Source organism: Pseudoalteromonas rubra (assembly GCF_005887095.1).
Taxonomy (GTDB): domain Bacteria; phylum Pseudomonadota; class Gammaproteobacteria; order Enterobacterales; family Alteromonadaceae; genus Pseudoalteromonas; species Pseudoalteromonas rubra_E.
Genome location: NZ_PNCI01000052.1, coordinates 1 through 16,207 on the forward strand (window position 1 = coordinate 1; position 16,207 = coordinate 16,207).

Consider the following 16,207-nt stretch of genomic DNA (forward strand, 5'->3'; position numbering starts at 1 on the left):
ATGATTTAGGAAACAACGCCTAGCCAGACCTGAGTTCCACTGTTCTTTACTATAAAGTCGCTCAGATCAATGCCCAGATCAGAAAGCTGCAAACTCAGCTCAGGATCCAGCTGAGCCATGCCATGGTCTGACACAATGATAAGGTTGACGTCCTGCTCTACTTCGCGCTGTATGCGCCGCGCCAGCTGACCTATCAATTTATCCACCTTTTGCACCGCCTCATAAGTCTGTTGTGCATCAGGACCAAAGTCATGGCCCATGGTGTCGACGAGTGAAAAATATCCGGCAACAAAGCGAGGGCGAGTCTGCTCTGGCAATTTCAGCCACTGAATAATTTGATCAATGCGCTGCTGATAATCACTGTGCTTTGAATAGTGGTAAAAATAGCTGGGAGTCATACCATTGAAGCGGGCATCGGATTCGGGCCAGAAATAGGTTGCCGCTTTTAACCCGTGCATTTGCGCCAAATTCCAAAGCGGGATCCCTTTTAACCAGGAGCTGTCATCCTGACCATGCCCCATTTTGTAACACTGGTTACGGTCTTTGTCGCAAAAGTGGTTGCCCACAATACCATGATTGGACGGCAGCAAACCGGTTACAATAGACAGGTGATTGGGAAAAGTCTTGGTAGGATATACAGGCTCCAGATACTCGGCCCTCACTCCCTGCGCTGCCAAAGAAGCCAGATTCTTTGCATTATGCTTTTCAATGTAGTCCCAGCGAAAGCCATCCAGTGAGAATATCACCACACTTTGCTCAGATGCCTGACCAGGTGACGCCTTAACTGATGCTGCCTTAACAGGTAATGTAAAAGCAGTACTAAAAACCGTGGTAATAAAAATCAGCAAAGCCGATAGTACGCGAGTTGTCATCATGCCCATTTGTTCCTAAAACAATAAACCAACGGGCGCACTGTAAAACTAAAAGATGAATAAAATGAAGGACCTTTTGCCGAGACAGGGCATATTTTCGACTAATCACAGATTTTCAGGACGAGTCACCCCGCCCCGTTTTCAGTTATCGTAGATGCTGAACCAGAGCCCACTGCTCACCTGTGCAACTCACTTCAGCCAGCGCACCATTGATCATCACCAGATTGGGCGCAATATGAGAAACATCCACCCCCGTCACAACCGGAATCGTCAAATCCCCTAACGCCATTTTGACCGCAGTATCTCCGTCAAACGCTTTTCCGGCACACCCCGAAACAGCATTGCGACCGATAAGGATACCAGCGGCGTGTTCAAACGCACCGCGTAATTTGAGACTCTGTAAAGCCCGGTAATAGCCAGTTGGCGACTGCTCGGCGTTTTCAAAATAAAAGATAAGCTTGTCATCCGGGTACCTGTCGAGCAGCCTTTGCGGATCAAAATACTCAGATCCAAACATCAGCATATGCGTGTCCAGGCAACCTCCCAACAAGCGCCCGCTAAACGACACTGAGCCATCAAGCTGTGCATCGTGATTTAATCGCTGCCAGCTACTTTGCTCCGTCAGATTAAAAACCGCTTCGCTGTCTTGCGCATAATTGCTGTAACCTTGTTCAAAAAAAGGCGCTGGATATTGCGTAAACGAACCGCCTGATGCCGTATGCAGGTGTTTAAACGTGTTGGCAGTCAAGGGATCCGACTGTGCCAGTGAAAGCTGCATCAGGTTAGTGCAATGACACGTAGCCCAGCCCAGCTTACTGGTAAATGCACTCAGCACGGTGCTGATATCTGAAAACCCCATTAGCCATTTAGGCCGGGCATGTTGCAGTGCCTCCCAGTCGAGCAAGGGCAACACGTCCATGGCAATTTCACCGCCCCAGGGGGCCATAATGGCATCAACCTGATCGTCCATTAAAAACCGCATAAGCTCGTCAGCGCGCTGAGCTACCGGTGCGCTGACATGCAGCTGGTCGTCCCTTAAACACTGACCTTCGAGCACCTTAAACCCACGTAGCACCAGGTCTTGTAACACTCTATCAAGGCGGGCGTGCAAAGGTGTTGGTACACCACTGGAAAAGGCGGTTACAGCAATAGTACTGCCAGAGGTTAAGGGAGCGGGATAGTACATAAGGCATCCTTTTTACATGCTAAAAATTTAAAACCATTTAATTCATCACGTTAGGCATGTATTAATCACATAATTTCCTCACTTTGTCACCTCGTTTCGCGCCTTTCTCACGCTTTTTGTACTTGTTCAGACAACAATGAGCTCAGCTTTTTACGAAACGGATAAAACAATGAATAAGTTGAACGCACTAAGCTTAACACTCTGTACTTTATATACGACCTGTGGCGCGGCCCAGCAATCGTCTGAGCACATTCGCCCCTGGCAACAATTTACACAAAGCGAAACGGCGATCCCCCGTCTAAACAATGCACCACTGATAGATGGTGAGCTTTCAACCGCTGAGTGGCAAAATGCGCGTGTGATCACGGAGTTTGTTGAATTCCGTCCAACCGTTGGCGGGACACCCAGGTATCCGATCACGGCATATGTTGCCTACGATGAGCAATACTTTTATGTTGCAGCAAAAATTACCCAACCCGCCAATACCATTATGGACAGAGTACTCACTCAGGGTGAGCGGATCTGGAATGAAGATTATTTTGGCCTCATCATAGACACCAACCATGACAAGTCAGACGGCTACCTGTTTCATGTTACTCCTTCTGGTGTGCGTGAAGACGGCCTGGTCAATGGTACCGAGTATATCGCCGAGTGGAAAACGCTGTGGTACGCCAAGACTCAGCAACAGGATGACGGCTGGACCGTTGAAATTGCAATCCCCATGCAGTCTATGTCTTTTGACCCGGATGCCAAAAACTGGGGGTTACAACTACGCCACAAACTATCCAGCCCCTATGTGCAATCTTTCTGGAATCTCAATAACCCCAACTCGTATGGCTGGCATGCCTCACAAACTGCGCCGATCTCCGGGCTCAATAACTTAGATCAGGGTCTGGGGATCGAAGTCAAACCCGGCTTTGCATACAAAGAAACACAGACTGAGAGCCGCTTTGAGCCCTCACTGGATGCGACATACCGGTTTACTCCAAGTCTGACAGGTCAGCTCACACTCAATACAGATTTTTCGGGTACAGATGTCGATGAAATTGAGATGAACATGACGCGGTTTGGCCAGTACTACAGTGAAAAACGCGATTTCTTCTTGCAGGATAGCCAGATTTTTCGCTTTGGTGGTATGGACGATGACGATTACAACGGTATGCCCTTTTATTCGCGCCGTATTGGTCAGGGCCCGCAGTCAGGTGTGCTGGATGTAAACTGGGGGACCAAATTAACAGGCCGGATTGGCAATACAGACCTGGGCTTACTGAGCGTCAATCAGGAACGTGACGGCCATCTCGAGGAAACGACTCAGCTTAGTGTGGCCAGAGCCAAGCAACATATTGGCGAGCGCCACCAGCTGGGCGCTATATTCACCCATGGCAGTGCCGATGACAATCACAGTCAGGCACTGACAGGTATTGACTATCGCTTTGATGATTTACTATTTGGTGAAGAGCAATTTATCGCCAATGCCTTCTATCAGTCTGTTGACGTCCCCAATGAAACAGCCGACAGCGATGGCAAATCCTATGGCCTGGCATTGAAACTGCCCAATGATAAGTTTTACCTGGATACCAAGTATCGTTATATCGGCAAAGACTTTAATCCGGCGATGGGCTTTGTGAACCGAACCGACCTTAAATACTATCACCTCACCAGTCACTATCGGGTTCGCCCACAATCAGGCTGGCTGGGAGACAATCTCAACCTCTATCAGGTCAGAACCTATTACAAACGCTGGGAAAATACCGAAGGTGAGAAGAAAGGTCAGCAACTGTTCGTGCAACCTTTAGTCATACAAACTAAGTCTCACGATTATTTCTCCATCAGTTACGATATGTACAACAAAGTGCTCAGAAACCCCTTTGAGTTTCGCGACAACATTCAGTTTGCCGAGGGAGAATATGATTACAATCAATGGAACATTTATTATGAAACAGCCAGTGACCGGCCCGTTTTTGTTAGTGGCCGACTCGTCAAAGGGGAGTTTTTTGACGCTGATCTGGAGCGCTTTAGCCTGACTATTAATACCCGCCCCAACAAGCATTTGTACGTGCAACTTGGCCGTCATATGTACTATTACGAGCGCGCCGGCGAAAAGAGCAACATGTACAACACCCGACTAAAAGTGAACATTGCCTTTAACAGCGAGTGGTCATGGAACTCTCTGTTGCAACACAACACCCAATCCGACAGCTTCTCGCTCTTTAGTCGGTTGCGTTACGAGCCTGCACCGGATGAGCTTTACCAGCTAAGTATCAACAAGGGATATGATCTTGAGGACGGCTGGCACGATAAAAAAAGCGTTTTTTCCGAAACAGCCATCAAACTAAATTACACCTATCGCTGGTGATCTGGCCCTTAGCTACGAGCGTTGTCAGTTAGCTGCAACGCTCATACCATTACCTGGCAACGGTTTGATAGACATCACTTCTGAAAGCGGCTTTTCGGCCATAAATCACCTGCGCATCATGCACATCAAACCCCATATATGCGCCAATATCTTGCCTGGATAAAGGGTGTAAGCCTTCGTCGGTGATCTTGTACCTGGCCAGCTCATGCCACTCTTTGGTCATCAGGTAAACCACTCCCTGTTCCAATTCCAGATTCGAAAAAGGCTCCAGCTGACCGACTTTTTCGCCCTGAGCCTGCTCCAGACCATTCAAGATACTGGCGAAAGGAAAGCGATACAGTTCATAGTCCATGTTGGTCAGATAAACATAGTCAGGCATTGCGGGATCGGTCATCGCTGACATCCAGCCATGTGGCAGTTGTGCAACCTGTTGCATCTGCCGGTTATATATCTGCACACGCTTAAGTTCGTTTTGCTTTACCGACAAGGCAAACAAACTATTGCTCAACCAGCTCTGACGGTAAATGTAACCATCAAAAAACAACGTATTGCCTTGCTGCGCTTCGTTGGTTGGGATCAGCCACATTGCATGGTTGTCGTGATTGATTAGTAGCAACTCATCATCTGGTGACAGCGTCATATCCCTGAGGCGTACATGATCAGGCAACCTGGGAAGCGGCCTGGCCTGCTCTTGTGGACGCTGATAATACACCTGGGAGCTGCCTGAGCGATCAGAAATGAAATAGACGCCACTTTCGGTATGCGCCAGACGAGGTGAACGGTCAAGTCCGTTGCTGTTGTCCAGCATAAAGCCGGTTTCCAACCACTGTAGCTCGATGTCTTTATCATAAGTGGTGAAGATATAGTCCACGCCATTACTATGACGCGCAATATTACAACAAATCTTGTCACTGAGGCTGCTCAGCAAAGTCTCACGCTTATCATCGAACGACTGATGAAACATCTGAGTACGAGGATTGGAAGATGAAAATACAATGCCCTTGTAAGCGTGGTCCCAAATTGCCCCATGCATCAAACCGGTACGAGAGAGCTGCAAAACCTGCTTGTTTGAAACAGGGTCATAGGTAATAACCCGGCTGTTTCCATCATTAGTATGTGCGGTCAGTAACAGTGTATGTGTGTCGGAGTGAGCATCCAAATACACAAGACGCCAGGATGATTCTAGTTTGACCGGCAATTTGCTAATCTCGCCCGAGAAGCTCAGTGTGTATAAATCGTTTTTGTGCTCAAAACGACGTTCATGCGCCAGCGCATATATGCGGTCTTCGGCCGCAGCATAAATACTGTCGTGATAAATCAGCTCACAGTTGTATAGTGCCTCTGTGGGTGCCTTAAGTTGCTGTGTTGTCAGGTCAAGTCGAGCTTTAAACCAACCACATTGTTCTTTGTAATACCCTTTAAAAATCAAAAACTCACCCTGACTGCCCAATAGCTGTTGGAGGTGGTAATCTGGTGTTTCAACAATCTGAGGCAAGGCATCATTTTGCGCACCATAATTTGCAACCCACAAACTACGTCTCTGCTCTGCGGTGATATTTAAGAATGCAAGGTGTTCGTGCTCTGACAAGACAACGGGGAACATTTTACCGCCACTAACCCGGCTCATTGCCTGACTTTCTCCGTACTGCCATGAAGGTTCACCGCCATAATGCCAAATCAAACCTGCCAGCAAGCCAACAAGTAATACCACACTAGACATAAGAAACCGGCTTAAGGAAGGTTTTTGCTCTGATTGCTGTGAGGAAGAAACTCTGGGATTTTCTACCCCCACCTCGATTGGCGCAATAAAGCGATAACCTTGTTTGGGGACGGTTTGTATATATTGGGGCAGCTTAGGGTCATCACAAAACGCTTTTCTCAGGTTAGCGACCAGCTTATTGATGGCGTTATCGGTGACAATAGATCCCTGCCAAATCACACTCTGTAGTTCGTCACGTCCAATAATACGATTGGGGTTATCGATGAAAAATTGCAGTAGCGAAAGCTGTCTTGGGTCCAGTGTGACGCTGTGATCACCGTTAATGAGTTCGTTAGTTTGGTGATAGAGGCGAAACTCGCCAATTTGAATAAAATCCATGGACTTCTCGTCAATCATGCCTCTTGTTGCTCTACTCACCATGAATAGAGCGCGTATTGGGCAATGGGCTACTTATTATTCTTCTGTTCTGTTATTGCTTCACGACAGTGTGTTGTACCTTACACTTTTTTATACTCACTTAGAGATGAGCCCGAGCGAAACAATGCATCCCTAGTCTATAATCATCTCAATGCATTGCAACCCACCCGTAAAATATCAATACAAAAATCTGCCAGAGCCAGGGAATAAGCAGGTGACATCCTGCCTGCCATAAGAAAACAGGCGTGATACTCCCTCTTGTTGATGGCCAAGAATTGTACAGATTTTAAATTCACTTTTGCCGCTTATAAACTATGCTTACCCTGCTCACAAAACAACCAAAGGAAGTGCGAGTTTATTTCGCTAAACAGAACAGGTGTGTTTATGAAAAGTTTAAAATTGTTGCTGGCAGTCTTTTGCCTGACAGCCCTCATAGCCGGGTGTGGGGGGTCATCAGACAGTGGCCCATCTCCCAGCCCAAATCCAAACCCGAACCCTAATCCAACAACTAATCAAGCTCCGTCAGTCAGCATTACTGGCGATAGTGAAGCACTGGAACAAACCGCCGTTTCGCTCAAGGCCAATGCCACAGACAGTGACGGCGACATTGCCAGCTATAGTTGGAGTATCACTTCCGGACCGACAGCTACACTGAATAACAGCACCACCAGTGATGTCAGTTTTACAGCCCCAGAAGTCACACAAGACACTCCTATGGTGCTTTCCGTTACCGTCACCGATAACGACGGCGCTACGGCTACTACGACAAAAAACTTTACAGTAAAGCGTTTAGTCAGATCGGTTACGCTAACCGGTGTAGTGACCGATGCTCCGATTGCAAACGCCGCTTTAACGGTTTACGTGGGTGACGAATCCTTCCCGACAACTGCGGGTAATGATGGTACTTATACCATCCAGTTAGATGTTGACGATTCAGCCGTAAACAGACTCATTCGTATCAAAGCCAATGGTGGACCAGATCAAGAGAATGTCGAATTTTACTCTCAACTGGAAAGCTTCGAGTCGGTCACTGAGCAGGCAGGGGGCGACGGGGTCGTCAATAGCACCGAGAACTTCGGGGTTAACATTACCAATGTCACAACTGCTGAATATGCTCTGGTCACAAACGCTGTCGGCGGTATTCCACAAACGACCAGCGAGTTAAACAATGCACTGGTTGGCGTTGATGCCAATGAAAAACTCACCCTGTCAGCATTGATCAAATTGGTTATCGACGGCAGTGGTGATAAGAAGTTTTCACTTCCCCAGGGCGTAAGCAACACATTTCAACTGGTTTCCAGCCAAGCTGCCACCACCGAGCTGACCAACACCATCAACGACGACGACCCAACACTGATTGACAAGACCAAAGAAGAAATCAAAAACGACGATAAGCTGGTAGATAATGGCGAAGGCTCTATTGCGGGCTCCTATTTTATTGGCTCAACGCGATACTTCCGCAGTCACTTCACAGAACTGACATTGAATGAAGATGGAACCGGGACTTTCACCGATCATACTACTGGGACTATTACCTGGAGCCAAGCCACGAATGGCGCAGTCAGTATCGTGTTTGGTGATGGTATCTTCTCGCCAAGACACAGCTGTAAAAATTCCGAAGGCATGAACTTCAGCTGTTACTCACGTTATAAAACCGCCTCCTTTAGCATTTATGATGACAATAGCTTTGCCAAAGCCATCAGCTTGACGGCGGTACGAGACGAAATTAAAGCCGATGATGATACCGTACTTAATGCTGATGTCAGTGATACAGAAGATTTCACTCTGGTTGTGCGCGGCAATACCATTAGCCCCACAACAGCCCAAATGCAGGGGGTTTGGCACTTTGACCAAATGTACTACCTGATGGGCGGTGAAACTGGTAACGAATACTATCAACCGCAAACCAGTCAAATGATGTTTAATCAGGATGGAAGCGGTAAATCCACGCTACCCGATGGTACTGAACGAGATTTCAGCTGGCAGATCAGTGACAATAACCTGGTTGTGATGCTCGCCAAGACGGACACTATGGAGGCGCAAACGCTGACCTACTGGCTGTTGAAGTCGCTGCAAAACGGCTTTCAGTTCTGGGCAATTACAAACGATGCGGTAGCAACCACGCCGGATAAAATGGCCTCCATGACACATCGCCGCCGCACCGGGATTATGATGCCCGAGCAAGAGATAACGTTAAACGACTCTATGGTATTAGGTAGGCTGACAAGCTATTTTGGCGCAAATTTACTTCAAGATAGGTTCTTTTTCGACAATTATATCAACGGTACCAGCTTTAATGGCCTTGTTGATCAAACGAGCGTTTGGGAATTAGATGGACGTAGACTATCTATCAACAACTATTACGACTCAATGGCAAACAAATTCGTTTACCAATGCCCTGAAGGGGCTGACCCGCAAGTGTGCCGACTCAATAGCAGTAACATTTATGATGTCATAGCAATAGATGGAGACAGCTGGTACATACGAAACCAGTTGACCATTATCAATAGCTCAGATCCGGGTAGCACCTACCTACTCAAATACGCTAAGTCCAACTCAGTACTAACCTCATTTGAATATGCCTGGTTGCAATACCGCCAATTTATTTTACTTAACTCTAACTCAGAAATTGAATACAAGTATTATATCCATGAGACAAATGACATGGATATGACCAAGCGTGTTATTCGTGATGATAACTTCAGTGAAGTTGGTACTTTTTCCGTTAAAAGTGGCAAACTACATTCAGATATATCCGGCTCTGTCACTGTAAGTGACCTGAAAGGCTTTGACCGTGACTATATTAAAGTCTGTAATTACCCACTGGACACCAACTGCGACCAAGGTGAAGAATCGACTTACTACCTCAACAGTCAGGCTGCAAACAAGGCCAGCATGATAACACCACCCGTGCCGACTTATTCGACTGATATGCTCACCGGTGCCTGGTACGACCCTAACGAGCCAGACTTTGTCGTGGTGATCCGGGATGGAAAATGGGTGCATATGGAGTTGAAATCGGATGATGCACCTGACGCAACGGCGGGTCTGGAAGTAGGCTATGCCAACTGGGATGAAAGCACCGGCGAGTTTACAGTCGATATGGTATTTGACGCCAATGGCTCGTATGGCTTTGACTCTAAGCTCAAGCACATCATAACGATTGACGGCAATACCCTGACGATAGATGTTGAAGGCGAGCCTTCTTTTACCTTGACTCGCCTTGCTGATGCAAATAACCCCTTAGTAGGTGCGTTTGTTGAGTATCCACTCAATCAAGGTCGGATCTGGATCACCGCATTCATGCCTGGTAACAAGTTTTTTGAAGCCGACTTTGAAAGTGAAGACCCAGCCATGGCCGGCATTAATTATGGTAGCTATAACTATGATGCCAGTACTGGAAAAACTACCCTCACCTTCGAGCTTAACCAGCTTGCAGACAGCGACACTATGTTTGCAATGTTCCTCAACGGTGATGTGATCCAGTGGAAAGATGGTAACGACCTGGGCATAGTCCAGCGTGTTAAACCTATGTCTGGTCAGCCCATGTTCGATAGCCATACATTGATGTACGAGCGTTTTGCGCTGATCAACGGCGCACAAACCATGTACGTTGAGCTACATTCTACCAATTCACTGGCTGAGATAGTCACAGACGGGCAAACCCGTGCCTACACCTGGTCTGTTAATCAGGGTCAGCTTATGCTGATGGCCAATACCCCATCTGCGGGACTCAGCGCTGAAGGGTATGTAATTTCACCGAGTTCAACGCTCGACGATGGCTGGAAAGTCTCTGTTCTGAAGATGATGGAGCCTGACCCTGCTACGGGGAATGACGCCGTCGACTCATATATGCGCTTTGATGCGGATATGCGCAGATAGCTTGACCTTACTGCGACCCTGTCACCGGCAGGGTCGCATTTATACCCATTTTACTTATTACCCATCCACCTGATGACGCATCAAATTGCTGATGGATCAGCTAAGCGCCCTTTACTAATCTGGCGAGCTCCGAAATTGCCAGCTCGACATCCGCCTGCTCAGTACGCCAGTTACTGAAAGCACAGCGGATCGCGGCCCTGCCCTGCCAAACCCCGGGTGTCATAAAGACCTGACCTGCCTCATTTAATTGCGCCAGTAATGACGGTGTATCATGCTTATTTGAAGCACTTGCAGAAAACAGCACAACATTAAGGTTGCATGGCTTAAGTAGCTCATACTCTGACGATGCAGCAATCCAATTGGCCAGCGCACTGGCTTGCGCGATATTACGTTGGATCTGCGTTTTTATGCCTTGCTTGCCATAAGCAAGTAATGTAGCCCAGACAGGCAATGCTCGAAACCGCCTGGAATTTTCGATACCCAGAGACATAAAAGGTCGCACATTATCATCATTGGCCAGATAGGGCGCATCAACATTACAAGTCGCAAACAGGGTTTGTGGGTGACGCGTAAGGAACACCCCGCAGTCGTACGGCACGTTTAACCATTTGTGGCAATCAAGCGTGATACTGTCTGCCAGCTCAATGCCCTGAGTTCTGCCAGCAGCGCCTGTTAAAAGACGCTCGAAGATGCCAAACGCCCCATCTACGTGCAACCAGGCCTGATGTTCACGGCATAGTTGCGCCACCGTGACTAAATCGTCAAAATCTGTGCCGGTGACTGTGGCCGCACTGGCAATCACGACCTTTCCCTGACTTGTGCATTGGCGAAGCTTTAACGCGAGATCCTGAGTATCCATAGCTTCAGTATCACTTTGGAAAGCTACTTTCACCCAGCTATCCTGACCGAAACCAGCCAGCCCGAGCGCCTTGACCATACTGGCATGTGGCGTCGCTGAGAACACAGTGCAATCCAAGTCTTTACATCCCGCTTTTGCCACATCAATTCCCTGGCGACTTCCCGCATATTGTCGTGCCGTCATCGCCCCAAGCACGTTAGCAGCGGTGGCCCCTGTGGTCATCACCCCTTCGAATGCAACGGGTAGTTCAAATAGCGATACTAACCAGTCGATGGCCTGACGCTCAACATCACTTGCTATCGAATCACCCCCTTTGGACACATTCTGATTGTATAGCGTGACCAGCCAGTCAGCATAAGTCGCCACAGGGTTTGCGCCTCCGGTAACAAACCCCCAGTAACGCCCTCCGTTACTGGCAGATAATTGAGGCGCGATTTCTGTGCTAAAAATTTGCCTGAACTCCTCAAATCCAGCAGGCTCATCGCTAAGCCCCCGGCGTTTCAGGCAGGCAACCGGATTACTTACCCGCCGTGTATCCAGTGACAGATTGAATGCCTGACATTCTAGCTCAAGTGCACCAAGCATCTGTGCAAATGTCGGTTGTGATAGTGACTGCATAATGACTCCTTTTGACTTTACCCCTAAACCTTAACGTGATAGAGAAAAGAGAACAGATACAAAAAATAGAACTTTTTAGATAACAGATGGGTAGACAAGCAAAATACAAAGCCCTGGCCGGGCAATTCATCACCGCCATAGAAGCCGGTGAATATGAGTTCGATCAGCCTCTTCCGTCTTTGCGTCAGCTGAGTGCGTTGTATCAGGTAAGCATGACCACCGCACTTGCCTGCTACCGATACCTTGAATCTCTGGGTTATATCACGGCCGACCCAAAACGTGGTTTTTTCCCCTGCTTTAACCCACAACACGCCTCTGCTATTGAATATGCGCAGTTTAATGCCAAGGCGTGCACTTTGCCCAACCCCCCTCCCAGCCGGGCCAGATCAGGCTTTGCAACAGCACAACTTGACCCAACCCTGATAGACTCGCAACAACTACGTGCCTCGCTGGCGAGAACGATGCGAAGCGATCATACATTGTTCAACTATGGCGACCCGCTGGGTGAGCAGCCGTTTCGGCAGGCATTATCAGAGCACCTAAAAACACAGGGGTTTGTGATACGTGCACAGGAGTTAGTCATCACTCAGGGCTGTCTGGATGCCGTTAAAACGGCGCTGGAACTCGTCACCAAAGAACAAGATATCGTTGCTGTGCCTTCTCCTTGTTATACAGGCTTGCTTGATATACTCAGCGTGATGGGCAGACAAGTGCTTGAGATCCCAAGCAATCAGGATGGTATCGATCTGGTTCAGCTGGAACATGAGATGGCCCGGCATCAGGTTGCTGCCTGCCTGATCAGTGCTAATTTCCAAAACCCAACGGGTCACAGCCTGAGTACACAGCAAAAAGCAGCATTAGCGAACATGGCCAGTCAGTATCGCATTCCCATCATTGAGGACGATGTATATCGCGAGCTGTGTCATACCGGCACCACCCCCTTACCTATCAAACACTTTGATCAGGATGGCTGGGTGGTCTGGTGCAGTAGTATCTCTAAAACGCTGGCGCCAGGGCTGCGCCTTGGCTGGTGTGCGCCCGGGCGTTTCCACCAGAAGTACAGCGACCTGATCCGCATTCGCTCTTTGGGGTGTAATCGTCCGCTCCAGCTGGCCCTGGCCGACTACATAAGTCGGGGTCATTATGCCCGGTACCTTAAAAAGCTCAATAACACACTTGCGTCACAATGCAATCAGTACATACAGCTACTAACCAGGCTATTACCTGATAAGGTGAGAGTGAATCGTCCACAGGGAGGGCTGGTACTTTGGTTAGAGCTGCCAGACATCAATACCAAACAGCTGCAGAAGCAACTTAAAGAAGAACGAATATACATCCTGTGCGGTGATGCCTTTTCTACAACCACGCATTATCATAACTATATCCGCCTTAATTTTGGGCAATGCATCCATGCAGAAATAGAAACACAGCTTACAAAACTCGCGCAAACCGCCTCGAGTCTTCAGCGTCAGAAATCAGTCAAAAGCGAATCTAAAACTGGTACAAAACTTGTATAATTTTTAAACTACGAATTATGCGGTGATTACTATCATGGATTTGACACAAGATGAGCTGGACTACATTCATCAGGTCGTTGAAACGTCCCAGTTTGATTTACTTCAGGCACATTCTAACTTATGTAATGAGCTCGAAGCGTTTACCAGTGACTTGTTAGAGGAGCTGGCTCAGCATGAAGCGAGCTACGCTCAAGCCGAACGTCTGTTGGATACACATTTACGCGCCGCAAATATTCTTGAATTTCCCACTCAGCCTGTGCTCCAGTCACTCAACCGTCCCCCAAGTAAATGGCACCCAGACCATCAAACTCTGTTGTCCATTATTGATGATTTACCCCATATCGTGGAAGGGCATGGCATGCCACGTAGCTGGCGGTTTACACCCTACCCATCAGTCAGGTTAATGCTGAAATTCCCGCGCGCCTCATTCCATGTGGACTCGTTGTCTCTGACAGGCGCGTGTATCACGACTTTTCCGCTGAATGCTTCAGCGTATCAAGACTTGTTTGCTGTGCAAGGAGCAGGCCTGATGCTGCCAAATGCGCAGTTCATTCGTGTTGACATAGCTTCTGTTGCCAGTCGCGGTGACTATCGACTGGCACTCAAGTTCGACCACTACACGGTCGCCAGCCCGACATTAAAGGTCTTTGTTGTCAGCAACTATGTACGACAACATGGCTGGCAATAAGGGCTAGAAAGTCTGGTAAACAACTCGGACCGCAAGCAATAAAAATGCACAGCCAAGCAGCTTATCAATGATGGCCTGTTTCGCAGTCAGATCGAACCGCTCTCTGGCTGAGGCCGTAACAACAGACACAAAGAAATACCATAGCGCATCGATTACCAGAACCGTCATGCACATGATGACTGCCGTCTGTAATGTGAGCGCTTCCGGATCAATAAATTGAGAGAACAGCGCCAGGAAAAAAATGGCCAGCTTAGGGTTTAAAAAGGCAATGGCAAAGCCATCTTTTGCCGCTGCAAGGTAACTTTTTTGGTCATGCTCTTTAGCGACCTCAATCCCGCTGCTTTTACTATTGAGGATCTTATACCCCATATACGCAAGATACGCTGCTCCAGCATACACCAGCCCCTGATAAACCAAAGGAAACTGCTCAATTAAACTGGCCAGGCCAAGCAAAGACAGGCTCGCGTAGATCCCCACCCCGAAGCCGTGAGACAAGCTTGCCACTATCCCATGCTGGGCACTGTGATACAGACTATAACGCAACACAACCGCAAGACTTGGTCCGGGAGACATAGCCCCAACACAACATATAACCGCCAGACTTAACCAGGCTGTTAATTCCATCACACTTCCCCGCACAATAAAAAGCGCACATTCTAACCGAGGACAAAGAACGGGCCAACGTTTTAAGTTTTCCATGTATCAAAATCAATATCATCCCGGTCCATCCGTTCACTATGAGTCTTTGGCTATCACTCTCATAATTACTTGCAACATGAGGTCAATCCACCCTACTGACGCTCCCTGACAAACCACCGTGTTTTACTGTCACTAACTTAAACAAGGAGACAAAAACATGAGTACTAACAGCATAGAAATCGCAACATTCAAATTGGCTAACGGCGTTACTGAAGCAGATTTTTTAAAGCAAAGTGAAGAGTTTATGGCGTATGTACAGAAGCAGCCAGGCCTTTTGTATCGCTCGGTGTCAAAGCATGCACCAAGCGGCATCTATACTGACATCGTGTACTGGAATACGCTCGAAGATGCCAAGCGCGTGCAAGAAGCCTTCAAGCACGAGCCGGTTTGTCAGCAGTTTGCCGCACTAATCGACAAAGATAGCTTGTCATTAACGCTGACTGAAGCGGTTGCACAAACCCCTTGCAGTGAGTAACCTGACCAGGCTTTTCAATGCCGGGGCCTTGCCCCGGTTTGTCTTTGGAGATCACCTTGCACAAGTCTGAACGATTATTTCAGCTGGTTAATCTGCTTAAAAGCCGGCGTCTGGCCATTACCGCCAAGCAACTTGCCGAACGACTCAATGTGTCAGAACGCACCATCTACCGTGATATCCAGCACCTGCAAAGTTCTGGCGTCCCAATCGAAGGTGAAGCTGGTATTGGTTATCTGATAGCTCAGTGTGATTTGCCTCCCATGATGTTTACCGTTGCGGAGCTGCAATCCCTGCTGTTAGGTACACGCATGGCCAGTGCCTGGACAGATCCAGTCTTATCTGAACACGCCAGCAGTGCCATGGCTAAAATTGAGGCTGCACTGCCCGAACACCTTAAACAACAGATAGACGACTTTCCCTACGTGGCAGCAAGCTTTGGCCACACAGAAGATCATCAAAGGTTTAGCAGTACACTCCGTGAAGCCGTCGTTCAGAAACGTCTGGTCAGGTTGCAGTATAAAGATGCAAAAGACGCTTTTAGTGAACGTGATATCGAGCCGCTTGGGCTGGTGTACTGGGGTGGCAAGTGGACCATTATTGGCCACTGCCTTTTACGCAATGATTATCGTGAATTTCGACTCGACCGGGTGTGCGATATTACTCTGCTCACTCAGCCTTTTGTGCTCACTGAGCACAAAAACATGCAGCACTACATCGCGCTGGTGAAGGCGAAATATCAGGAACAAAGCGACGAAAGCTGTCCTTGAAATCAGTCGTTGTATTAACGCTTATCGTCTATATACACAGCTATCTGGGCTCATCCGAGCTGTGTGCTTTTTTTAGTCGATTGTTCTTATTTAATAAATTATCAATAATTCATTCTCAGCGGGTAAACCAGATCAAATAATTCGCCACACA

At 48.0% G+C, this 16,207-nt stretch carries 10 protein-coding genes and 1 pseudogene; 6 read left to right on the plus strand and 5 right to left on the minus strand.

Annotated elements, in window-relative coordinates:
• Window positions 1-26 precede the first annotated feature (26 nt).
• Together CWB99_RS19450 and CWB99_RS19455 are read right to left on the minus strand one after the other, a co-directional pair.
• Window positions 27-848, minus strand: a pseudogene (locus tag CWB99_RS19450) (ectonucleotide pyrophosphatase/phosphodiesterase); the annotation flags it as partial.
• Window positions 849-1,017: 169 nt separating this feature from the next.
• Window positions 1,018-2,058 carry a S66 family peptidase gene (locus CWB99_RS19455; protein ID WP_138552721.1) on the minus strand — a complete coding sequence of 347 codons (1,041 nt, stop codon included), beginning with the start codon at window positions 2,056-2,058 and terminating at the stop codon, window positions 1,018-1,020.
• 169 nt (window positions 2,059-2,227) lie between these two features.
• On the opposite strand from CWB99_RS19455, the gene CWB99_RS19460 reads away from it, so the two are divergent.
• On the plus strand, window positions 2,228-4,414 hold the full coding sequence (locus CWB99_RS19460) for a carbohydrate binding family 9 domain-containing protein (RefSeq protein ID WP_138552720.1): 2,187 nt from the start codon (window positions 2,228-2,230) through the stop codon (window positions 4,412-4,414).
• A gap of 49 nt (window positions 4,415-4,463) precedes the next feature.
• Here the strand turns inward: CWB99_RS19460 and CWB99_RS19465 are convergent, their stop codons facing one another.
• Window positions 4,464-6,512 (minus strand): winged helix-turn-helix domain-containing protein, encoded by a 2,049-nt coding sequence (locus tag CWB99_RS19465; RefSeq protein ID WP_171045402.1) that lies wholly within the window; start codon window positions 6,510-6,512, stop codon window positions 4,464-4,466.
• A 423-nt stretch (window positions 6,513-6,935) separates the two neighbouring features.
• On the opposite strand from CWB99_RS19465, the gene CWB99_RS19470 reads away from it, so the two are divergent.
• Window positions 6,936-10,433: a PKD domain-containing protein gene (locus CWB99_RS19470; RefSeq protein WP_138552718.1), complete on the plus strand. Its 3,498-nt coding sequence runs from the start codon at window positions 6,936-6,938 to the stop codon at window positions 10,431-10,433.
• Between the two features lie 100 nt (window positions 10,434-10,533).
• On the opposite strand, the gene CWB99_RS19475 is transcribed toward CWB99_RS19470, so the two are convergent.
• Window positions 10,534-11,910 (minus strand): pyridoxal phosphate-dependent decarboxylase family protein, encoded by a 1,377-nt coding sequence (locus CWB99_RS19475; RefSeq protein WP_138552717.1) that lies wholly within the window; start codon window positions 11,908-11,910, stop codon window positions 10,534-10,536.
• 86 nt (window positions 11,911-11,996) lie between these two features.
• Here CWB99_RS19475 and CWB99_RS19480 point away from each other — a divergent pair, with 86 nt between their 5' ends.
• Together CWB99_RS19480 and CWB99_RS19485 are read left to right on the plus strand one after the other, a co-directional pair.
• A complete protein-coding gene (locus tag CWB99_RS19480; protein ID WP_138552716.1) occupies window positions 11,997-13,427 on the plus strand; it encodes a PLP-dependent aminotransferase family protein in 1,431 nt (476 codons plus the stop codon).
• A gap of 34 nt (window positions 13,428-13,461) precedes the next feature.
• Window positions 13,462-14,115 carry a hypothetical protein gene (locus CWB99_RS19485; protein WP_138552715.1) on the plus strand — a complete coding sequence of 218 codons (654 nt, stop codon included), beginning with the start codon at window positions 13,462-13,464 and terminating at the stop codon, window positions 14,113-14,115.
• A 3-nt stretch (window positions 14,116-14,118) separates the two neighbouring features.
• Here CWB99_RS19485 and CWB99_RS19490 read toward each other — a convergent pair whose 3' ends face one another.
• Window positions 14,119-14,739, minus strand: coding sequence for a LysE family translocator (locus CWB99_RS19490; RefSeq protein ID WP_138552714.1), 621 nt, complete (start codon window positions 14,737-14,739; stop codon window positions 14,119-14,121).
• A gap of 232 nt (window positions 14,740-14,971) precedes the next feature.
• Between CWB99_RS19490 and CWB99_RS19495 the strand changes: the two genes are divergently transcribed.
• Window positions 14,972-15,289, plus strand: coding sequence for an antibiotic biosynthesis monooxygenase family protein (locus CWB99_RS19495; protein WP_138552713.1), 318 nt, complete (start codon window positions 14,972-14,974; stop codon window positions 15,287-15,289).
• 56 nt (window positions 15,290-15,345) lie between these two features.
• Window positions 15,346-16,056, plus strand: coding sequence for a helix-turn-helix transcriptional regulator (locus tag CWB99_RS19500; RefSeq protein ID WP_138552712.1), 711 nt, complete (start codon window positions 15,346-15,348; stop codon window positions 16,054-16,056).
• The last annotated feature ends 151 nt before the right edge of the window (window positions 16,057-16,207 follow it).